Below are 23267 nucleotides of genomic sequence, written 5' to 3' on the forward strand. Positions count from 1 at the left end.
CATTCACCACAGTGATTAACGGTCCGTTAAAAATCCTTTTTCCTCAATACCTTTTTATCGCAGACATAAAAAAGCCGACTTTAAAAGTCAGCTTTTTATGTTTGATATAGGGTCACGACTTTACAGCGAAGTGAAATATTGGATAGATTATTCTCCCCAACGCTCCGCTGCCTTATTATCTGAATCTCGAGAATCTACCCACCGAGTTTCCTTAGTTGTCCTTTCCTTTTTCCAAAACGGTGCTTTGGTTTTCAAAAAATCCATAACAAACTCGCAGGCCTCAAAAGCAGCGCCTCGGTGTGCACTGGATACACCAACGTAGACAATCTGGTCACCAGTATCGAGATCACCAACGCGGTGGATCACTCGCATCTTCTGGATTGGCCAACGCGCCTCTGCTTGATCACAGATCTCGCTCAGAGACTTCTCTGTCATACCCGGGTAATGCTCTAAAGACAAACCAATCACGTTGTCACCAAGGTTCATGTCGCGAACTTTACCAACAAACGTTACAACCGCTCCCGCCGCGGTACCTTGGGCTAAATAATCGTATTCGTCAGCCACAGAAAAATCTTCAGCAGTAACGAATACTCTTGAATCAATAGCTCGAGAGTCACTCATTGCTAGCCTCCAGTAACGGGTGGGAAGAAAGCCACTTCGTCGCCGTCTTTCACTTCAGTCGTCAAAGGTACGATTGATTGGTTAAGTGCTGCCAGAAGCTTCCCCTCTTCCAATGCAATATCCCATTTGCCTTCTTGTGTTACAAGGTGGCTGCGAATCGCTTCGATGGTACTGAAGTGCGCGTCGACTTCTAGGCTGTCAACACCGACAAGTTCGCGAGTTTGAGCAAAGAAAAGTACCGTAATCATGATTCCACCTTAAAGTGTCCTGATTTACCACCCGTCTTCTCTAACAGGCGTACGTTCTCGATAACAATATCTTTCTGAACAGCTTTACACATATCGTAAATCGTCAGTGCAGCAACAGAAGCCGCCGTGAGCGCTTCCATCTCTACGCCTGTCTTACCAGCAAGCTTACATACCGACTCGATACGTACCTTGTTTTCAGACTCGATCGCTTCAAGCTGCACTTCTACTTTCGTCAGTAGTAGAGGATGACACAGTGGAATCAGATCCCAAGTCTTCTTAGCCGCTTGGATACCCGCAATACGTGCCGTTGCGAAAACGTCGCCTTTATGGTGACTACCAGAAACAATTAGCTCAAGTGTTTCTGCCGACATTTGAATGAATGCTTCCGCTCTCGCTTCGCGTACCGTTTCCGCTTTAGCCGATACATCGACCATGTTCGCTTCGCCCGACGCGTTAATGTGTGTAAATTGGCTCATACTCAAACCACCTTATACCGAAAGATGTGGCATGAAGTTACAAGGACGGTGGCTCGCATCCATCTGTTGCTTGATGATCTTAGTCCAACCGGTACGGCAAGCGCCTGTCGAGCCTGGCATCGCAAAGATAACGGTATGGTTAGCAAAACCCGCAATCGCACGCGATTGAATCGTCGAAGTACCAATCTCTTCGTAAGACACTTGGCGGAATAGCTCACCAAAGCCTTCAACTTCTTTGTCGAACAGTGGCTTAAGCGCTTCTGGCGTGCTGTCACGAGAAGTGAAACCCGTACCACCAGTGATCATGATAGCTTGTACGCCCTCATCAGCGATCCATTTAGAGACGATCGCACGGATCTTGTACATGTCATCGATAACAATTTGTTTATCAACCACGTTGTGACCCGCTTCTTTAGCATGCTCTGCGAGGTAACCGCCTGACGTATCGTTTTCTTCTGTACGAGTATCTGAAACGGTTAGAACTGCGATGTTTGCTGCTTGAAATTTGCTTTCTGCGTGACCCATTTGTTCACCTATATAAATGTTTCATTAGACTGATTCGCCCAACCTAAATAGGCTGAGCGATAAAATGCTTTAGAGTGTGTAGCGGGTTAACCGCCGATTGACGCCAAGTTTGGAGTCATGCCGCTGTTGCCATCATGTAAGAAGTGACTAACGGACTTGGTTTGAAGCTGAGCCTGAATTCGATCAATGAGCTCTTGCTCTTGGTGATCTTCTTGAATCAGATCTCTCAGTTCGACACCACGGTCGCCAAACAGACATAGATGAAGTTTTCCGGTTGCAGAAACACGCAGTCGGTTGCAACTCTCACAAAAGTCTTTCTCGTAAGGCATGATCAAACCAATTTCACCCTTGTAGTTTGGGTGGACAAACACTTGCGCAGGACCATCATTAATGGCTTTGACTTTTAACAGCCAACCATTAGCAATCAGCTGGTTGCGAATCGCAACACCCGATACGTGATGTTTATCGAACAACTCGTCCATCTCGCCGGTTTTCATCAGCTCGATAAAACGCAATTGAATGGGCTTGTCTTGAATCCAATTAAGGAAGGCTGGTAATTCCTGACTGTTGAGGTCTTTCATCAATACGACATTAACTTTGACTTGTTCAAAGCCAACCTCAAACGCTTTATCAATACCTCGCATAACCTCAGTAAACTTGTTCTCACCAGTGATCTGATGAAACATACGTGAGTCTAAACTATCTACGCTAACGTTTATGTGGGTTAAACCAGCATCACGCCATTGCCCTACTTGTTTCTCCATGCGATAGCCATTCGTTGTCGTGGCTACTTTTTTGATGCCTGGAGTAGAAGCAACAGTATGGATGATTTCAGGAAAGTCTTTACGTAGGCTCGGCTCTCCGCCAGTAATACGGATCTTAGAGGTACCACAATCGGCAAACGCTTTAACAATACGTTTGATCTCGGGAACACTTAAAAAAGACGAGTTTTTTTGGCCAGACGGTCTATAGCCATCTGGCAAGCAGTAAGTACATTTAAAGTTACAGACGTCTGTAACCGACAATCGCAAATAATAAAATTTGCGATTGAATCTATCTTCGAATTGTTGCGCCACGGAACACCTTTCCAAACACGGGAGGCATAATCATTTCCAATTAAGCCCTTGTGACAACATGTCACTGGCTCTTGATGCGTATCGGTACAGCAAATTCCACTGTGCGACTTAGCATGCGAGAGCTCGGAGTTATGGCAACTGCACGTTATATTTACACGCGCAGTAGCTGAGTAATAAAATACTTAATATTCGTACGTGAATCTAGCATGGATGACCAAAAACAGGTCACATAGGCAAAAAAAACGCATCAACGCCTCAAATTAACGCTTATTGAGTATCTGATGAGAAGCATTTGACCTAGATTATAGTCGGCAATAACCTAACAAGAAAATAAAGATGAATATTTACTCTTCAAAGAAAGTCGTAGCAGTCGGTGGTGGTCATGGTTTAGGTCGTATGCTAGCAGCACTAAAAGACTTTGGCAGCAACGCCACAGGCATCGTTGCGACTACAGATAACGGTGGTTCAACGGGTCGAATTCGTGATTGCCAAGGCGGTATTGCTTGGGGCGATACTCGCAACTGTATCAACCAGTTGATTACCGAGCCTTCGATCAGTTCTATGATGTTTGAATATCGCTTTCGCGGGCAAGGTGAACTCGATGGACATAACTTAGGTAATCTAATGCTCACGGCGCTAGATAACCTCTCCGTTCGCCCATTGGAAGCAATTAATCTGATTCGAAACATGCTGAAAGTTGATGTGAATATCGTCCCGATGACAGAGCATCCTTCAGACCTCACTGCACTATCGATGGATGGGTGCTGGGTAACCGGTGAAACCAACGTTGATGATATGACAGAAAAGCTACGTATGATGGACTTGTCACCGGAAGTACCGGCCACCAAAGAAGCCGTTGCGGCCGTTGAGCAAGCCGACTGTATCATCCTTGGTCCAGGAAGCTTTTTGACCAGCGTTATGCCTCCGTTGCTACTTCCTGAAATTGGCAAAGCCATCGCTGAGAACACTAAGGCCAAGGTCATCTTTGTCGAAAATCTTTCACCCGAGCATGGCCCGGCAGGCAAAATGACGCTTCAAGAACAATTGGAATGGTGTGAACGAACCTGTAAAGCAAGAAAGATCGACATTGTGTTAGGCAACGCACCACACCCCGAACTTGAGGGAAAATGGAACTGTGTAACCAGGGATCTTGCCTCGCCAAACCGTGATTGGCGTCACGACCGCGTGAAGCTTCAGCAAGCGATTGAAGCGCAACTGGCCTAACTAGCAAACTCTCTGAATTGAGTAAAAAAGGAGTACCATACTCCTTTTTTGCTATCGCTCGACACCTGCTGTTTTAGAGCTGTGTCAACAACCGCTGATATTCTTGGTAAGTTGATAGCAGAAGCTCCTGCATGCTTTGAAAATCAAGCTCTGTCACCGGTAACGGTTGTTTCACTTTAGCGTCCAAGCTAATGGCAAAACAACACAAAGAATCGGCTCCAAAGCTGGCGGCACTGCTCTTAAGGGCATGACTGATATAAGCCAAATACTGAGAGGTATCGGTATCTTTGTTTTGTTCTAGGTGCTCGTAATATCCTTTCAATTCACCTAAAAAAATCTCCAGTAATACAGGGACATTCTCTTGCCCTATTTCACAGGCAAGTTGATCCACTTTTTGTTGATTGAGTACTTTCATCATGGCGCTTTTCTTATTGTTAAGTCGTTACGGCTTTGCATTCCACACTTGCAACTTGCGGTATATTGTTGATGGGCTGACATCCAAAAACCCCGCTGCGCGAGGAATGTTACCATCACATGCTTTTATGGCCTGTTCGATAGCTGTTTTCTCCGTGATCCATAATGGAAAAATATCTTTTACTGTAATCTCTTCATCCCGTTTTTCTGCCGTTCGTAAGCGGCTTTCAATCGGCTGATTCAATGGCGGTGGAAGCATGTTCAGCGTAATTTCTTTACCATTATTTAACACCACTACATTGCGTAATACGTTTTGTAGTTGACGCACGTTACCTGGCCACTCGTATTGATTGAATCGGTCAAGCACTTCTTGAGCAAAATGAACAAACGCTTTGCCTTCTTCAACAGACATGTAACCCAGTAGCGAATATGCGATTTCAATAACATCTTCACCACGCTCACGCAGTGGCGGCAAGTGCAAAGGAATCACATATAAACGGTAGTATAAATCTTCTCTAAAACGGCCTTCTTGTACCTCTTTCCATGGATCACGGTTAGTCGCACATACGAAGCGAACATCCACACTCTTCATCTTCGAAGAACCCACTTTTTGAAAAGTACCGGTTTGGATAAAGCGCAAAAGCTTGGTTTGCAACTCCAAATCCATCTCACACAACTCATCGAGGAACAGTGTGCCACCATCAGCAAGTTCCGCCGCACCTTGACGATCGGTTGCAGCACCGGTGAAAGCCCCTTTTACGTGACCAAACAGTTCGCTTTCGATGAGATCTTTCGGAATGGCTGCACAGTTAATCGCAATGAATGGCTTGTCACCACGTTTACTCGCGGCATGAATAGCTTCTGCGCACACCTCTTTACCTGTGCCGCTTTCACCTGTGATGAAGATACTCGCTTTACTCGATGCCGCAGAATCGATAATTCGATAAACCTGCTGCATGGTTTGGCTACTACCAATGAATCCTTGGTAGTTTTGATTTCCCGGATGTTCTGCGCTGTTCTTTAATTTAGTCGCTTTACGTATCGCATTATTCACCGTAATACGGAGTCGATCGGCTTCACACGGTTTGATAAGGAAATCTTGAGAACCATGACGCATTGCTTCTACGGCCGTATCGATAGAGCCGTGAGCCGTCATGAAAATAACGGGAACTTCAGGGTATTTTTGTTTTACAGCAAACAGAACGTCCATGCCCGTCATATCGGGTAAACGCAGATCCAATAAAATAAGATCGGGAATTCGATGATTCAAACTCTCAATGGCATCACGACCTGTGCCGACAATATTAATATCAATTTCAAGCGGTGTAAGATACGAGCGATATAAAGCCGCTACCGAAGCCGTATCCTCCACCATTAACAAATACTTTGATTTGTTATCTAGTGTTTTTGATTGCATATTCTAACCATTTACAATTTGCATATCTCATTATAGTTGCATTCCGCCTTGCATTATGCAAATTAACCCCACTATTTACATCACCCCTCCGTATCTGTTGCAAAGAATCAATGCATTAACGATATGGCACGAACGATGCAATATTATGTTTGACCTTCGGGTCACCTAGCCAACTGACGTTGTTAGTGGACTTGGTGTTCACAAACGTAGGCCAGTAGAACGTTTACTACTGGCTGTTTTTTTGTCTTAAACACTCCCAATTCTTGTATTGAAGGGAACAATTTTTTGAGTGCAAAGTGAGATTAGCTGTTGGTAATAAACTGCTTTCTCAATTGCTCTATCTCATCCCGCTTTTGCGCCGCTAATTCAAACTCAAGATTTTGAGCATGTTGATACATCGCAGCTTCTAGCTTGCTGATCTCTTTATCAAGCTGTTGCGGCGTAAGTACTACATAACTTTCAGAAGGCTCAGCCACCTTAGACAGTGGAACTTGTTTCGATTGGCGCTGCTGCTTCGACTTGGTTAGATCACCCAGTTCCATAATGTCTTTGATATTGCGTTTCAACGCTTGCGGCGTGATACCTTGCTCTTCGTTGTAGGCTTGCTGTTTCTCGCGACGACGATCGGTTTCATCAATCGCTTTTCTCATCGACTTAGTAATCGAATCACCATAAAGGATCGCTCGACCTTCCAAGTTACGCGCAGCACGACCAATGGTTTGGATCAGAGAACGCTCAGAACGCAAGAAGCCCTCTTTATCTGCATCAAGAATCGCCACCAGCGACACTTCAGGCATATCCAAACCTTCACGAAGTAAGTTAATGCCCACTAACACATCAAACTCGCCCAAACGTAGGTCTCGGATGATCTCTACACGCTCAACGGTATCAATATCCGAATGCAAGTAACGCACTTTAACGCCGTGCTCACTTAGGTATTCGGTTAAGTCTTCCGCCATTCTCTTCGTTAATGTAGTGACCAACACGCGCTCTTCTTTGACTGAACGGATTCTGATTTCAGACAGTAAATCATCAACCTGAGTTGCGACAGGCCTAACTTCAATAATAGGATCAAGCAAACCCGTTGGACGAACCACTTGATCCGCTATTTCACCGTCTGATTTTTCAATCTCGTAATTCCCCGGGGTTGCTGATACAAAAATCGTTTGCGGAGCGATCGATTCAAACTCTTCAAACTTCATTGGTCGGTTATCCAACGCAGAAGGTAATCTAAAACCAAACTCAACCAAGGTCTCTTTTCGAGAACGGTCACCTTTATACATCGCCCCTATCTGAGGAACCGTCACGTGCGACTCATCGATAATCAGCAAGCCGTCATCCGGAAGATAGTCAAACAAGGTTGGCGGCGCTTCCCCTTCCGCACGGCCACTCAAGTACCGTGAATAGTTTTCGATACCCGAACAGAAGCCAAGCTCAGTCATCATCTCGATATCAAATTGCGTTCTCTGAGAAATACGTTGCTCTTCCAACAACTTATTGTGGTCTTGCAGGTATTGCGCACGTTCTCGTAGCTCAACCTTAATTTTTTCAATGGCCTCAAGGATTTTTTCTCTTGGCGTGACATAGTGAGTTTTGGGATAAACCGTAAAACGTGGCAAATCCCTTTGTTTAATGGCTCCAGTCAACGGGTCGAAGATACTGATGCAGTCCACCTCATCATCGAACATCTCAAGTCGCACCGCATCTTGGTCAGATTCAGCAGGGAAAATGTCAATCACTTCACCACGAACCCGAAACTGACCTCGTTCAAAGGCGACGTCGTTTCTCGAATATTGCAGCTCAGCCAAGCGGCGTAAGATGTCGCGCTGATCCATCACCTCACCGCGACTCAAGTGAAGCATCATTTTCAAATATGATTTAGGATCACCAAGACCGTAGATAGCCGATACCGAAGCGACAATGATGGCGTCTTTTCGTTCGAGTAAGGCTTTGGTTGCCGAAAGTCTCATCTGTTCAATATGGGCATTCACAGATGCGTCTTTCTCGATGAACGTATCCGTGGTTGGCACGTAGGCTTCAGGTTGGTAGTAATCGTAGTAAGACACAAAATACTCAACAGCATTATTCGGAAAGAAAGATTTCATCTCACCATAAAGTTGAGCTGCTAATGTCTTGTTCGGCGCCAACAGAATAGTCGGCCTTTGTGATTGAGAAATGACATTGGCAAGAGTAAAAGTTTTACCCGACCCCGTTACCCCGAGTAAAGTTTGATGCGCCAAACCAGAATCAAGTCCATCTAATAATTTGGTGATCGCCGTCGGCTGATCACCGGACGGGCTGTAGTCCGATACCAAGTCAAAAAGTTTACTCATAGGTCGCCATTTCCATACTGTGTTTTTAATCAGGTCATTGTCACTCTAGGTGCCATCTCGTTGCAACTACTATCGGGAGAAACACGCCTTAATATTGAAGAGCTGTGATAGCTTTTATGGTTAGAACTTGATATTATTCGTGCCCGTGTAATATTCCCCCTGTGATATGACTCGAACTTTAATCCACGACTTTTCCCCAAAAAGTCTAAAAATAGCACTTTTTCTACTATTTTCAGTATAACCACAAAAAATCACATCATCGTAAAATATCAGCACTTTTCCTTTGAATACATCGTTTTAGATATAAATAAAGCATTTTGAAATTCACCTCAACTCTTGTTGTTAAAGTTTCGAACACAAACTTATCCACAAATTTGGTGGATAACTAAAGCAAAAGCAAATCGGATAAGGTGTTCGAGAAAGTAAAGTTTTTTATCTTACTTTTTTCTACTATTTTTTATTGACAGAAAATCGGACTATTATTAAAATCTGCGTCGCTAACAAGCAATTCCCCTTTAGTTCAGTTGGTAGAACGGCGGACTGTTAATCCGTATGTCGCAAGTTCAAGTCTTGCAAGGGGAGCCAAATTTAAAAAAGCCGCATCACTCGATGCGGCTTTTTGCGTTTTGGCTACAACAGAAATCAATAAGCTCGTTGTTCATCGACCAAGACCCATAAAAAACGCCTCACAAGGAGGCGTTTAGGCTGAGTGACTAAACTGAGCTTTACTCTAGGTTAAACGTCGCTTTAGCGGTTATGCTTCTGCTGTAACGACATTTGTTTGAGTCCCTTTACCCGCTTGATCTTTATCAAACCCTTCATGCAAGTGGTAGTAACGCTTATAAACAAGAGCACTTACCGTCATTAAAATTGCGGGAACTCCAACCATCATAAACTGCAGTCCCATGATAGTGCTGTCAGACTGTGCCACGTTTGGCACGTAGCCCACAACCGTTAAGCCAATACCGACAATGAAACCACCTGCCGCACCTGCAAACTTAACAAGCATAGTCTGAACAGAGAAGATCACACTCTCACTGCGACGACCTGTTTTATGCTCACCGTAATCCACGACATCAGCCAACATAACGGTTTGTAGTGCGTTTGCGATACCGACACCAAACTTGATTGCTGCACCTGCGATACCGATTAGAATCGCGTCACCTGGGGCGATAAAGCCCATGATAAGTAGCGTGATACAAGACAGCACAGGGAAACCACAAGCGATAACCCATAGATGCTTACGTGGCAACGCTGAAGCGATACGAGGGAATAAGAATACACCAGCAACTTCAGCAACACCTGCCACCATCATATATACTGGGAACAAGTCAGCATTGCCTAATGCGTAAGAGAAGTAGTAAATCGCAAAACCACCCACCAGCAAGTTAGCAATTTGGAACGACAATACCGTACCAATCAATGCTTTTAGTTGGTCATTTTTACCAATGATAACCAACACATCTTTAAAGCTGAAACGTTCCGCTGGTTTAGCATTCGCGGGTGCAGCTTTTTCTTTTACATTACGAGCAATCAAAAACGCGCTCATCACGAACAGTACTGCAATCAACATAGCGACGTTGAAGAAGCCTTGTCCTTGGTCACCGTCACCCAATTTACCCACAATGTGTAAGCCATAAGTACCAGTAACAAACCAAGCTAAACTAGCAAACAATCGAGGCCAAACAACCAGCTTTTCACGTTCTTGACGAGAACTAGATAGCGCAGGAATCATAGACCAGTATGGAATATCCATAATGGTGTAAGTAAGGCCCCATAAAATATAAGCTGCTGCGGCATAAATGTATAACGTCGTGCCTTCAAACATGTGTGTACTGAAAAGACCAACTAACACCACCGCATTTAACAGGGTACCAATCACAATCCAAGGTCGGAACTTACCAAACTTAGAGCGGGTGTTATCTACGATGACCCCCATCATTGGATCGGTAACCGCATCGATAATACGCGCAGCTAAAAAAATAGTCCCCACGAACGCGGCAGAAAGCCCAGCGACATCAGTAAAGTAAAACATCAAGAAGATGTAGATTGGAGCACAGGCAAAATCTTTTCCAAGAGCGCCGAGCCCATAGGATAATTTGGTTTGTAGCGTAATTTTATCAGACATAATATTTCCTTAAGGCGCATAACTTCATCTCCTAACAGACGTTGAAACGCTCACCTTTTATTTATAATAATTCATCCACTTAAGCTCTATTTGGGAGTGACTCTGTGGTCATTTCTTAAAACGCTCAAGTATCAAGTCCGACGCTAATGTAACCATTCATGTTAACGGATGCTGTGATCACCGATCACTTTATGGAAACGTTTTCACTTCAACTTTAAAAGTGAGAACTTGAACAATAAAAATCAGCTACATTCGGGGGAAAACCTCGATTTAACGGATTAAAAGCCTATGCCCCATCACTATTTAGTTGGTAACGATTACAGAGACTCCGTATTCAACACCATTATTAGCGTTCGTCATCAATCCAAAAAACGTATTGCCGTTTATAAACACAATGACCGGGCTAAAGACCATAAAAAAAACCGCGTCAGTCTCCTTACGCGGTTCACTCAATTCCAATATCAATACAAAAGCTTAACCAAGGCGCTCAAACTTAATCAACATCGCAGTTTCAGCATCGAGTATCGGCATTGTTAAACCCACCTCCGCGCACCAAGAACCCGAAAGATCGCAACCCGATTCCGTCCAAGGTGGTTGATAGTTCACAATATCATCGTAATTGGCCGGCTTATCGATCACAGAGACCTTGTATAGGCTTTGTGGATCGAGTCCAGGTATACGTAAATGACCACTCAACGAATTTGTTGGCATCTTCAGTTGTGCCACGATAACAACAGCCTCGGATTTATCTTCTGACACCACTGCATGTATTTGATGAGCGTTGTCCTCTGTCGGAATTCGCCATGTTCGTCCTGAGTGCAACAATGGACGTAACGTCTTATGCAGACGTATATAGCGTTCAAAGCCCAGTTTCTCTTCTTGAACTTCTTTCACTGGGTCTAATTCAATCCCCATATGGCCAAACAATGCGGTTAAACCTCGAAACTCAATACTATGACGGCGACGAGTACTGTGGCAGTGACTCGCACCAATATGGCTTCCCATGACCTCAGGAGGGAAGAAGTAACTCATCCCACGCTGGATAGTTTGCCTTTCCAGAGCATCATTGTTATCAGAAGCCCAAAAACGCTGCGTTCGCTTAAGTACTTCAAAGTCAATACGTCCACCACCCGCCGCACAAGATTCAATATCCACGGTTGGATGCTTCTCGCGTACTTTATCAACTAACTCATAATAGCGAACAGTTTGTTGATAAGCCGCTGCCCTGCCTAAATGCGCGGGTTGTACAACTTCTCGGTTCATGTCCCACTTGATGTACGCGATATTATATTGGGTCAAAAAGTGATCGAGACGCTCAAATAAGAAATCGAATGCCTGTTGATTCTGAAGATCGATAACATATTGGTTGCGGCCAGTAGGTTGGTCATAACCGTCCACCGCGAGCAACCAGTCAGGATGAGCTCGGTACAAGTCGGAATCCTTATTGATCATCTCTGGCTCAAACCACAACCCAAATTCCATGCCCAACTGATTGACGTGTTCAACAATAGGTTCTAAACCATTGGGATATTTTTCTTCATCCAAGAACCAATCGCCTAATGCCGCCTTATCTCCGCCACGTCCTTTAAACCAACCATCATCAATGATAAAGCGCTCTACACCCATGCCAGCGGCTTGACTGGCCATCGATATAATATAATCAGGATCATGGTCAAAATAGATGCCTTCCCAAGTATTAAGATGAATAGGTCGAGGCTTTTGTACGAAAGACTCTGGCAAGATGCAATGGCGCACATGAGAGTGGAATTGGTGACTCATCCCATTTAGACCTTGCGAACTGAAGCTTGCATATAACCAAGGTGTCGTTATGCTTTCACCTTCATCCAACGCAACCTCACCCGGTAGATAAATCACTTCCGCTTGCACGTAGCGACGACCGTCTGCTTTTACATCCGCGCGCAGTCTGTGGTTACCACTCCAAGCGAAGTGAATACCCCATACATCACCTGACATTTCATTAAAGTTAGCCGTACCGACAACCATCGCAGGATAGTGTTCATGAGACGTTCGTCCACGACGGTTTTCTTGTTGATAGCCTCCTTGCAGTAAAGATTGACGTACGGTTTGGAACTCATGCACCCAACGACCGTAGTACGTCATCAACTCATTGGCTCTTGCGGGTAACGGTAAGGTATTCGCCAAACGATTCACCTGATAAAGACCAGATTTAATATTGGTTAAGGTGTGACGAGATTTCACAACATCATGTTTATCAAGGCACAACTCGGTGGTTAAACGTAAGCCTGCACGTACATCTTCACTCTCAATGAGTAAACTCGATGGGGTTTGTTGCACATCCGTTATCGAAAAAACAGGCGCCCAGCCCAATCCATTTCGGTGCCCTTCCAATGCTGGGCTGCTGAAAAGCCCCCGCCCGAGTTCAGGGCTCAGCGACAGAGCAACATCATTATCAAGACGCCCGTAAGGAACGGGTCTTTGAAGAGATACACGAAAGTTGGCTAGTTCGCCACGAACGGGCACTCCCCAATGCAAAATTTCGGCGAAATCACCAAGTTCAACGATCAGTTGCGAGTCGGTACCCGTAATTTCTACTAGGGATTTATTCGTCATTTTATTTAACCTTAACGCTTTTAATTACCCCTTATCATAATTATTGAGCTGAGAGTTTCTGTGATCAAACCCAAACCATGAAAACGTTTCCAATAAATGTTTTTAGATTCAACGATGACTCCCTAATCCAAGATTTACACCTACAGCCATAGAATCCAACAACGAAAAAATCGAACTATCGTACATAAAATGAAGCGCCATAACGTGATAAAAACAGAAGACAAAAAGATAATAAAAATATAAAATTCAATAAATTACATAAAATCTGCACTTTAGAAATGCGTTCAAGCATATTTCCCCTTGAACTCACCACACCACACTCGTATTCTTAGCCTTTAGAGTACAATTATGAAGTGTCTCCTGGGTCCTAACTTTTACACTCCAGCTTGACGGTATAGAACGCAATGCTTTTAGCCTAGCTTCGCATTGACGTTAATACTTACTTCCTTGTCTCACATGCCCAGTTATCCTTTTAACTGGGCTATTTTTACCTGCAGAAATCACCTCAAATCCCGTCAGGGCATAGCCTCGCGCCACCATTAACTCTATTCAACCACTAACACCAAAAGCTAACATAATACCAACAATAGTAAATAACGAGTCATCCTCTTCAACATCCCCAAAATAGAAAACGATTCCATTCAAAACCCACCTAAAACCACGACAACGCCTTCAATAATCAGATCAAAATCACACAAAACAACCGTACACTCACCAGAAACACAAAAATGCCAACTCCATCATGGAAACGTTTCCATGATTTATTTACACTCTCGATCGAGTTAGGACTCAAGCATAGAAATAACTCATCGGTAAAAAATAGAGGCACTTCATAAAGCAAGACACGAGTAACAAGATTCGCTGTCACAGCTTAAAAAACCGATGACTTACTAGAATTATGACCAATATTGAACACTTTAAGAGTAGGAATACCATGAAGGCATTTTCAAACATCATCCAAAGACGCGATTGGGAAAACCCACAGTCTGTGAATATCCACTGCCTTAATGCGCACAGCCCATTATCAAGCTACCGCAACCTCAAGCACGCTCGCGACGGCAGTGAATCACAACGTAAATCTCTTAATGGACAATGGAAGTTCAAATACTTTGATGCACCTGAACAAGTTGACGGTGAATTTATCGAAACAAGTTTCAATGACTCACAATGGGACGAGATTACCGTACCATCGAACTGGCAAATGCAAGGCTACGATAAACCTATCTACGCCAACGTAAAATACCCATTTGAAGTGAACCCTCCGTTTGTACCGGCAGAAAACCCAACCGGTTGTTACCGCACTCAAATTACGTTGACTAAAAATGACCTAAAGAACACCCAGCGTATTATCTTTGATGGCGTCAATTCCGCTTTTCATCTTTGGTGTAATGGCAATTGGGTTGGATACAGCCAAGATAGCCGCTTACCTGCCGAGTTCGACTTAACTCAGTATCTAACTGTTGGCGATAATACGCTGTCTGTTATGGTGATACGTTGGTGTGATGGTAGCTATTTAGAAGACCAAGATATGTGGTGGCTAAGCGGTATTTTCCGTGATGTGACCTTACTAGCCAAACCAAAGCAGTGTATTGAAGATGTGTTCGTTACGCCTGATTTAGACGCATGCTATCGCGATGGTTCACTGTCTATTGTCACCAAAATTACGGCACCAGACACTTACCAAGTTCAGGTTCAACTGTTTGACGGTGAAAACGCGGTGACTGAACCGCTTATCGATCGCCCTCATAATCGCCGCATTGACGAGCGTGGCACCTACGATGATGTGGTATTCCAAACTCTTCATGTTCGAGAGCCAAAGAAATGGAGCGCAGAAGTTCCTAACCTTTACCGAATTGTCGTGTCATTGCTTGATGAGCAAGGTCACCACATAGAAAGTGAAGCTTATCAAGTTGGGTTCCGTAAAGTCGAAATGACAGACGGTCAGCTAAAGCTAAACGGCAAACCGCTATTGATTCGCGGCGTCAACCGTCATGAGCATCACCCAGAGTTGGGGCATGTGATGACAGAAGAAGACATGATCGGCGATATCTGTCTAATGAAGCAGTACAACTTCAATGCTGTGCGCACCGCTCACTACCCTAACCATCCACGATGGTACGAGCTGTGTGACGAATACGGTTTATACGTGTGTGATGAAGCGAACATCGAGACCCATGGCATGCAGCCGATGAATCGCTTGTCTGCCGACCCACAATGGGCACACGCTTACATGAGTCGTTACACGCAAATGGTCATGCGTGATAAGAACCACCCTTCTATCATCATCTGGTCTTTGGGTAACGAGTCGGGACACGGCAGCAGCCACAATGCGATGTATGCTTGGTCGAAACAGTACGACCCTTCTCGCCCGGTACAATATGAAGGTGGAGGTTCAAATACCACAGCTACCGATATCATTGCGCCAATGTACGCACGCGTTAACAGTACAATCGAAGACGATGCTGTTCCAAAATGGTCTATCAAGAAATGGGTTTCTCTGCCTAACGAGCAACGCCCGCTGATTCTTTGCGAATACGCACACGCAATGGGTAACAGTTTAGGTAGCTTTAATGATTACTGGGATGCATTCCGAGAATACCCTCGCCTACAAGGCGGTTTCATCTGGGATTGGGTTGACCAAGGAATAAGCCAGTGGGATGAAAACGGTGAACACTTCTGGGCCTACGGTGGTGACTTTGGCGACACAATCAACGACCGTCAGTTCTGTATCAACGGTTTGATCTTCCCAGATCGCAGCATACATCCGACCTTAGAAGAGGCGAAATACTGCCAAAGAATGATCAGTGTTACGTTAGCAGAGCAAACTGAAAATCAATGTCGCCTGACTGTCACCAATGAAAACCTATTCCGCGCAACTGACAATGAAACACTGAATTGGCAATTGCTGGAAAACGGCATCGTGATTCAATCGGGGCAACAAGTGTTATCCGTTGCTGAAGAGAGTAAACAAGAGCTGGTCATTGACCTCGCTTTCACACCAAAAGCACAAGCCGAATATCACCTCAACACCGATATTACTCTGACTCATTCAACCAAGTGGGCGAAAGAAGGCCATGTTTGTGCAACGGAGCAGTTTGCTTTACGTAACCATGCAGGCTTGCAACTCCCTAGCATTGCACATGCTTTGGCTCCTCAGTTAAATCAGCAAGACAATAAAGTCGTCGTGTCTAGCCTAGATGAAACTCATCAATGGCAATGGGATACACAGAGCGGCCTGTTGACCCACTGGACCGTGGATCGGCAACCACAAGTCATTAAAGCACCCATCGATAATTTCTATCGCGCACCACTTGATAACGATATTGGTATCAGTGAGATAGACAACATCGACCCAAATGCATGGGCTTGTCGCTGGGAACTTGCAGGCATTGGTCAATGGGAACGTCAGTGTACAAGCTGTGTCGTGCAAGCACTCGCAGACTCAGTACAAGTGACGTCAGTATTCGCCTACCAATTTAATGGCCAAATCCAAGCGATTACAAAATGGCAATACACCTTAAATAACCTAGGTGAAATGAAGATCGCGGTTGATGTCACCTTAGCCAATCACTTACCACCGATGCCGCGCATTGGCCTTGAAATGGAGCTGCCTTTACCACTCGAAACAGCCAATGAAACTCCGATTTCGTGGCAGGGATTAGGGCCATTCGAAAACTATCCAGACCGTTTGGCCGCGGCTCGATTCGGTTTACACAAACAAACACTGGATCAGATGCACACGCCGTATATATTCCCAACCGATAGCGGGTTACGTTGCGGAACCAAAAACTTAAATGTGGGAAATATCGGGATCGAAGGCGATTTTTCATTCAGTGTGAGTCAGTACAGCCAACAACAATTAACGGAGGCGAAACATACTAATGACCTGACTCATGAAGAGAAAATCTATGTGCGCATTGATCACCAACATATGGGCGTTGGTGGTGATGATTCTTGGAGCCCAAGTGTTCACCAAGAGTTTCAACTCACCGACCATCAATATCGTTATCAGGTTACGCTAACAAGCGCAGCGTAAGTCAGTTCGGGCCAAGCCGCTTATTTTGAAGCCACTTGGTTCCTCTATTACTTTGGGTTACCTGTGATGACCTGACTTCACACGACAACAGCGCACACGCCAATGTGACTCAAAAGCCAAGCTCAACCTAGAGCTTGGCTTTTTATTTTCAAACAATAACCCAATCAAAAAATAAACCATCAAAACTCATCATATTTGAAGTTTAGTATTTGAATTGCCTAACTATCCGTTGTTAAATCAACACACAGCGTATATTCAGTATAAGAGAATGAAATGGCTACCATTAAAGATGTTGCGAAGGAAGCTGGCGTATCAATCGCAACCACATCTCGAGTCATCAACAACGCACCTCACACCAGTGAAACCGCAATTGCGGCGGTAAAATCCGCCATGGAAAAACTCGGCTATCGCCCAAATGCCAACGCACGAGCATTGGTCAGCAAGTCTTCAAACGCGATTGGAGTACTGGTTAATGATGTCTCCGCCCCGTTCTTTGGCTCGATGATTAAAGCCATCGATACCGTTGCAAGTGAGCAAGAAAAGCAGTTACTGATTGGCAGCGGTTACCATGACGCCACCAAAGAGCGCAATGCCATTAATCTACTGATCAACAGCCGCTGCGAATCACTCGTCGTTCATAGCAAAGGCATTAGCGATGAAGAGTTAGTCAAACTGGCCAATGAAGTGCCCGGAATGGTACTGATCAATCGTATTGTTCCCGATATCGAAAACCGCTGTATTGCTCTCGACAACCGCCGCGGCTCTTACATTGCCACCGAGTACTTAATTAAAAATGGTCACCAACACATTGGCTACATCTGTTCAAGTCACGATATTGAAGATGCTCACGACCGCTTAGCCGGCTATTTGGATGCATTAAAAGATAATGGTATTGAATCGAACGATGAGTACATCGAATATGGTGAACCTGACGAGTTAGGCGGTGAACAAGCCATGGTTAACTTAATGGCAAAAAACACAGATATCACGGCCATTGCAACGTATAACGACTACATGGCAGCAGGCTGTTTGGCGTTATTACAAGAAAATGGCGTTCGTATTCCAGAAGATATATCCGTTATTGGTTTTGATGACGGCCACATTGCTCGCTTCATTTACCCAAGGTTAACCACCATTCGTTACCCGATCCAAGTCATGGCAAACCAAGCGGTGAAACTCTCTCTGCAACTTGCAAGTGACGAACCAAAAGAGCACGCGGAACATAAGCTATTTATGCCTATTTTGGTGCGCAGAGCCTCTGTTCGAAATATTAATTAGCAACGTTCTGGTTCATAAAGGCTGAGTAATTTCGTTCCTCGATACTTTTTACAGAAAAGGAAATAGGATTGATTTGATGTGTTGTCATTCGGTTAATCTTATTTTTCATTCCCATCAAATACCCACCTATACTTAATCGGAGGCATCTTAATCAAACGGTTACTCGTTGATTTTTTCACCAAGCGTCTAAATCCCTAGTGATCCTTGGTTGTTATTAGGTGAGCAAAGCAGGATAATATCGGGATCGGAATCTCAAGAATTAATCCATTATGACCGAATACCTTTTGTTGTTGGTTGGCACAGTACTGGTCAATAACTTTGTGCTAGTGAAATTTTTAGGACTATGTCCATTTATGGGAGTCTCCAAGAAACTGGAGACTGCGATTGGCATGGGACTCGCGACGACTTTCGTTCTGACGTTAGCGTCGGTCTCTGCATACCTAGTGGAAACCTACGTCCTTACCCCTCTGGGTATTGAATACCTGCGCACCATGAGCTTCATCTTGGTTATCGCGGTGGTGGTTCAATTTACCGAAATGGTCGTACACAAAACCAGTCCAACCCTATATCGCCTATTGGGCATCTTCTTACCCCTTATCACCACCAATTGCGCAGTGTTAGGTGTGGCACTTTTGAACATCAATGAAAATCACAACTTCATTCAATCGATCATCTATGGTTTCGGCGCTGCGGTTGGATTCTCGCTCGTTTTGATCCTATTTGCAGCGATGCGTGAACGTATTGCGGTAGCCGATGTTCCAATGCCATTCAAAGGCGCATCGATTGCGATGATTACAGCAGGCCTAATGTCTCTGGCATTTATGGGCTTTACCGGATTGGTGAAGTAAGCATGAGTACCATCTTAATTGCAATCATGGCACTCGCCGTATTAGCCGCCGTTTTTGGTGCCATTTTGGGCTTTGCATCCATCCGCTTTAAAGTAGAAGCCGATCCGATCGTCGATCAAATCGACAGCATATTGCCGCAAACTCAATGTGGTCAGTGTGGTTACCCTGGTTGTCGCCCATACGCAGAAGCGATCGCTAACGGAGACAAAATCAACAAATGTCCGCCCGGCGGCCAAGCAACCATTGAGAAGCTTGCCGACTTAATGGGTGTAGAAGTTGAAGACTCCGCCCATGACTTAGATAACAAAGTAAAAACCGTTGCCTTCATTCATGAAGATATGTGTATCGGCTGTACCAAGTGTATTCAAGCCTGCCCTGTTGACGCCATTGTTGGTGGTACCAAGGCACTGCACACCGTCATTAAAGATGAATGTACAGGTTGTGACCTCTGTGTTGCACCATGCCCAACCGACTGCATCGAAATGATTCCAGTGGCAACAACAACGGACAATTGGAAATGGCAAATGAACATCATCCCTGTTACTGATATCACTAACCAAGCAACTGATGCGACCGCGTCAGAGCCTAAAGCATAGGGTTAGTATGATCTCTTTAATTGAACAAATTCGCACGGGCTCTATTTGGAACTTTCCAGGCGGTGTGCACCCAGCTGAAAACAAAACACAGTCCAACACGACTGATATCATTCATGCAAGGCTCCCACAACAAATCATTCTTCCGGTGAAACAGCACATCGGTAAATCGGGTAACCTGTTGGTTACTGTGGGCGATACTGTACTAAAAGGCCAACAACTGACCGCCTTAGACACGGGTTTTACTTTACCAGTACACGCACCAACATCGGGTGTGATTACCGCGATCGAACCGCGAACCACCGCTCACCCTTCAGGCTTGAGTGAATTGAGTGTCGTGATTAAACCAGATGGCTTTGACACTTGGATTGAAAAAAAACCAGTTGACGATTTTTCGACAAAGACTTCTGACGAATTGCTTGATGTGATTCGCCAAGCTGGTATTTCAGGCATGGGCGGCGCAGGCTTCCCTACGGCTAAGAAGCTTCAATCCGGCTTAGGTCGTACTGACATTTTGATCGTCAATGCAGCGGAATGTGAACCTTACATCACCTCTGATGACAAGTTACTTCAAGAACATGCCGACGAAATATTAAAAGGCATCGAAGTGGTTGAACACATCCTTCAACCTAAGTTGACGGTTATCGGCATTGAAGACAACAAACCAACGGCCATTAAAGCACTTGAGATAGCAGCAAAAGACAAAGATATCGTCATTCGTGTTATCCCTACCAAATACCCTTCTGGTGGTGAAAAACAACTGATCAAGATCCTCACCAATAAAGAGGTGCCTGCTGGCGGCATTCCTGCGGATATTGGCGTGTTGGTTCAGAACGTCGGCTCTCTCTACTCGATTAAGCGAGCGATAATCGACGGCGAACCTGTGATTAACCGCGTTGTGACATTAACTGGCAACACTTTCAAGCAACCTCGTAACGTGTGGGCGCTACTTGGCACACCAGTACATGAGTTACTTGAAGAGTTTGATTACAAAGCCGATAAAAAACTGCCGCGTTTGATTATGGGCGGCCCAATGATGGGCTTCACCTTGCCACATACCAATGTGCCCATTACCAAAACGTCGAACTGTATTTTAGCGCCAACACGTCGTGAAATTGCACCAAGCACTTACGAAATGGAGTGCATTCGATGCAGTGCATGTGCCGAAGCTTGTCCAGCGTCACTGTTACCTCAACAATTGCAATGGCATGCAAAAGCCAATGAGCTAGACAAGTGTGAAGAGCTCAATATCAAAGACTGTATTGAATGTGGTGCATGTGCATTTGTCTGCCCAAGCGAAATCCCGCTTGTTCAGTACTATCGCCAAGCGAAAGCCGAAATCAAAACAAGAAAAGACGAAGCAATGGCGGCTGAGCGCGCCAAGATTCGTTTTGAAGAGAAGAACGCTCGTATGGAGCGTGATAAAGCTGAACGTGAAAATCGTTTCAAAAAAGCTGCTGATAACCGTCGTAAGGACATGAAGTCAGCGAACGGTGATGATGCGATAGCCGCTGCGATTGCTCGCGTTAAAGCGCAAAAAGCCGCGGCTGACCAAGATACGTCAGCAGAACCCAACGTAAAACCCGCAGTCGCCGCTGCCATTGCTCGAGCGAAAGCCAAACAAGCTGCGGCTCTGAAAGCAAATGACGCAGAGCCAGACAACTCTGAAATGTCTAAACTGCGTGAAGAGCGTAAGAAGCTAGCTCGAGAGCGTAAGGCCCAGCAAGCAGAACCCGCTTCTGAGGCTCCGGTTGAAAGTTCCGGCGATGCTAAGAAAGACGCTGTTGCCGCGGCTATTGCTCGCGCGAAAGCCAAGAAAGCGCAGCAAGCTGAACCCGCTTCTGAAGCTCCAGCTGAAAGTCGTGGTGATGCTAAGAAAGACGCTGTTGCCGCGGCTATTGCTCGCGCGAAAGCCAAGAAAGCGCAGCAAGCAGAATCCGCTTCTGAGGCTCCATCTGAAAGTCGTGGTGATGCTAAGAAAGATGCCGTTGCCGCGGCTATTGCTCGTGCGAAAGCCAAGAAAGCGCAGCAAGCAGAGTCAGCTTCTGAGGCTCCAGCTGAAAGTAGTGGTGATGCTAAGAAAGACGCCGTTGCCGCGGCTATTGCTCGTGCGAAAGCCAAGAAAGCGCAGCAAGCAGAGTCAGCTTCTGAGGCTCCAGCTGAAAGTAGTGGTGATGCTAAGAAAGACGCCGTTGCCGCGGCTATTGCTCGCGCGAAAGCCAAGAAAGCGCAGCAAGCAAAGTCGACCGAAGCATCTGATGTCGCGCCTGTAGACAAAATCAAGGCTGAGGCTCAACAAGAGCCCGTCGATCCTAAAAAAGCAGCCGTTGCTGCCGCTATTGCTCGCGCTAAAGCGAAGAAAGCGCAGCAAGAGCAAGACAAAAAGAATAATGAGGAGAAAGAGTAGTGGCCTTCTTTATCGCCAGCTCACCGCACGCGCACAGTCGTAGAAGCACCCCAGATATAATGAAGTGGGTCGCTATTTGTGCCTTGCCAGGTCTGTTAGCTCAAACCTACTTCTTTGGATGGGGTACACTCATTCAATTAGTCTTTGCTATTGTACTTGCTATTGCCTTTGAAGCCGCTGTCATGCTGCTCAGAAAACGCCCACCCATGATGGCGCTGCGTGATTACAGTGCTGTTGTGACTGCATGGCTGCTGAGTGTCGCAATTCCTCCACACTCTCCGTGGTGGATATTAGTGATAGGTATGTTCTTCGCAATTATTATCGCCAAACATCTATACGGCGGGCTGGGGCAAAACCCATTTAACCCAGCGATGGTGGCTTACGTTGTTTTGCTGATCTCATTCCCAGTTCAAATGACCAGTTGGAATCCACCGACCAGCTTAGCGGCTAACGCAACGAGCTTTGTTGACTCATTCTTGATGATCTTTACTGGCTTCAATAATGAAGGGCTGTCTCTACAACAAGTCCGTTTAGGTATTGATGGCACCACAATGGCAACACCACTCGATGCATTTAAAACTGCATTAACGGCAGGCAATACAACGTCAGAAGCTCTATCCCAACCTCAATTTAGCTGGTTAGCTGGCGTGGGTTGGGAATGGGTAAACCTTGCTTACCTTGTTGGTGGCCTAGTACTGATCAAACAGCGTGTGATTCAATGGCATATCCCGGTGGCGTTTCTGAGCAGCTTGACCCTATTTAGCCTAGTATTCTTGATGCTCACTCCCGGTGAAACCGCGTCGCCAACCATTCATCTCTTGTCTGGTGCGACTATGCTCGGCGCATTTTTTATTGCGACCGACCCAGTTTCCGCCTCAACCACAGTCAAAGGTCGTTTAGTATTTGGTGCTCTGATCGGTGGGCTTGTATTTATCATCCGCAGTTGGGGTGGCTTCCCTGATGGCGTCGCGTTTGCTGTATTGTTAGCCAACATGTGTGTTCCACTGATTGACTACTACACCAAACCTCGTACATACGGCCATTAAGGAGC

General features: G+C 45.3%; 17 protein-coding genes, 1 tRNA gene and 1 riboswitch. Of the genes, 8 read left to right on the forward strand and 10 right to left on the reverse strand.

The features are described from left to right. Window positions 1-147: 147 nt before the first annotated feature. From moaE to moaA, 5 genes are all read right to left on the reverse strand, one after another. Window positions 148-621, reverse strand: coding sequence for a molybdopterin synthase catalytic subunit MoaE (moaE, locus tag OCU36_RS08860; RefSeq protein WP_261837674.1), 474 nt, complete (start codon window positions 619-621; stop codon window positions 148-150). Between the two features lie 2 nt (window positions 622-623). Further along, window positions 624-869: a molybdopterin synthase sulfur carrier subunit gene (gene moaD / locus OCU36_RS08865; RefSeq protein WP_261837675.1), complete on the reverse strand. Its 246-nt coding sequence runs from the start codon at window positions 867-869 to the stop codon at window positions 624-626. Then, on the reverse strand, window positions 866-1345 hold the full coding sequence (gene moaC, locus OCU36_RS08870; RefSeq protein ID WP_261837676.1) for a cyclic pyranopterin monophosphate synthase MoaC: 480 nt from the start codon (window positions 1343-1345) through the stop codon (window positions 866-868). Before moaC ends, moaD begins: the two co-directional genes overlap by 4 nt. Before the next feature lie 12 nt (window positions 1346-1357). Beyond that, the gene (gene moaB / locus OCU36_RS08875) at window positions 1358-1870 is read right to left on the reverse strand and encodes a molybdenum cofactor biosynthesis protein B (protein ID WP_151417043.1); all 513 of its coding nucleotides are present in this window, start codon (window positions 1868-1870) and stop codon (window positions 1358-1360) included. An 86-nt stretch (window positions 1871-1956) separates the two neighbouring features. After that, the gene (gene moaA, locus OCU36_RS08880) at window positions 1957-2946 is read right to left on the reverse strand and encodes a GTP 3',8-cyclase MoaA (RefSeq protein ID WP_261837677.1); all 990 of its coding nucleotides are present in this window, start codon (window positions 2944-2946) and stop codon (window positions 1957-1959) included. Beyond that, window positions 2935-3087, reverse strand: a riboswitch (molybdenum cofactor riboswitch). It overlaps the preceding gene by 12 nt. 195 nt (window positions 3088-3282) lie before the next feature. Between moaA and OCU36_RS08885 the strand changes: the two genes are divergently transcribed. Further along, entirely contained in the window at window positions 3283-4170 is an 888-nt protein-coding gene (locus OCU36_RS08885) for a YvcK family protein (protein ID WP_261837678.1), read from the forward strand. A 73-nt stretch (window positions 4171-4243) separates the two neighbouring features. On the opposite strand, the gene luxU is transcribed toward OCU36_RS08885, so the two are convergent. The 3 genes from luxU to uvrB form a co-directional block, all read right to left on the reverse strand. Further along, window positions 4244-4588, reverse strand: coding sequence for a quorum-sensing phosphorelay protein LuxU (luxU, locus tag OCU36_RS08890; protein ID WP_261837679.1), 345 nt, complete (start codon window positions 4586-4588; stop codon window positions 4244-4246). Between the two features lie 24 nt (window positions 4589-4612). Next, the gene (luxO, locus tag OCU36_RS08895) at window positions 4613-6001 is read right to left on the reverse strand and encodes a quorum-sensing sigma-54 dependent transcriptional regulator LuxO (protein ID WP_261837680.1); all 1389 of its coding nucleotides are present in this window, start codon (window positions 5999-6001) and stop codon (window positions 4613-4615) included. A gap of 302 nt (window positions 6002-6303) precedes the next feature. Further along, window positions 6304-8334, reverse strand: a complete 2031-nt coding sequence (gene uvrB, locus OCU36_RS08900) for an excinuclease ABC subunit UvrB (protein ID WP_261837681.1) — start codon at window positions 8332-8334, stop codon at window positions 6304-6306. A 509-nt stretch (window positions 8335-8843) separates the two neighbouring features. Between uvrB and OCU36_RS08905 the strand changes: the two genes are divergently transcribed. Further along, a tRNA-Asn gene (locus tag OCU36_RS08905) sits at window positions 8844-8919 on the forward strand. 169 nt (window positions 8920-9088) lie between these two features. Here OCU36_RS08905 and melB read toward each other — a convergent pair. Together melB and OCU36_RS08915 are read right to left on the reverse strand one after the other, a co-directional pair. After that, window positions 9089-10462 carry a melibiose:sodium transporter MelB gene (gene melB / locus OCU36_RS08910; protein ID WP_261837682.1) on the reverse strand — a complete coding sequence of 458 codons (1374 nt, stop codon included), beginning with the start codon at window positions 10460-10462 and terminating at the stop codon, window positions 9089-9091. Between the two features lie 474 nt (window positions 10463-10936). Continuing rightward, window positions 10937-13054, reverse strand: coding sequence for an alpha-galactosidase (locus OCU36_RS08915; RefSeq protein WP_261837683.1), 2118 nt, complete (start codon window positions 13052-13054; stop codon window positions 10937-10939). A 934-nt stretch (window positions 13055-13988) separates the two neighbouring features. Between OCU36_RS08915 and OCU36_RS08920 the strand changes: the two genes are divergently transcribed. The 6 genes from OCU36_RS08920 to rsxD all read left to right on the forward strand — a co-directional run bounded on the left by OCU36_RS08920 (window position 13989) and on the right by rsxD (window position 23262). Further along, entirely contained in the window at window positions 13989-17090 is a 3102-nt protein-coding gene (locus OCU36_RS08920) for a beta-galactosidase (protein ID WP_261837684.1), read from the forward strand. A 273-nt stretch (window positions 17091-17363) separates the two neighbouring features. Continuing rightward, on the forward strand, window positions 17364-18368 hold the full coding sequence (locus OCU36_RS08925; protein ID WP_261837685.1) for a substrate-binding domain-containing protein: 1005 nt from the start codon (window positions 17364-17366) through the stop codon (window positions 18366-18368). Between the two features lie 269 nt (window positions 18369-18637). Then, window positions 18638-19216 carry an electron transport complex subunit RsxA gene (gene rsxA, locus OCU36_RS08930; protein ID WP_261837686.1) on the forward strand — a complete coding sequence of 193 codons (579 nt, stop codon included), beginning with the start codon at window positions 18638-18640 and terminating at the stop codon, window positions 19214-19216. A gap of 2 nt (window positions 19217-19218) precedes the next feature. Continuing rightward, window positions 19219-19812 (forward strand): electron transport complex subunit RsxB, encoded by a 594-nt coding sequence (gene rsxB, locus OCU36_RS08935; protein ID WP_261837687.1) that lies wholly within the window; start codon window positions 19219-19221, stop codon window positions 19810-19812. Between the two features lie 7 nt (window positions 19813-19819). Beyond that, a complete protein-coding gene (rsxC, locus tag OCU36_RS08940) occupies window positions 19820-22216 on the forward strand; it encodes an electron transport complex subunit RsxC (protein WP_261837688.1) in 2397 nt (798 codons plus the stop codon). Next, on the forward strand, window positions 22216-23262 hold the full coding sequence (gene rsxD / locus OCU36_RS08945) for an electron transport complex subunit RsxD (protein WP_261837689.1): 1047 nt from the start codon (window positions 22216-22218) through the stop codon (window positions 23260-23262). The genes rsxC and rsxD overlap by 1 nt, the downstream gene beginning before the upstream one ends. Window positions 23263-23267 lie beyond the last annotated feature (5 nt).

It is taken from the genome of Vibrio artabrorum, assembly GCF_024347295.1.
GTDB classification, from domain to species: Bacteria; Pseudomonadota; Gammaproteobacteria; order Enterobacterales; family Vibrionaceae; genus Vibrio; species Vibrio artabrorum.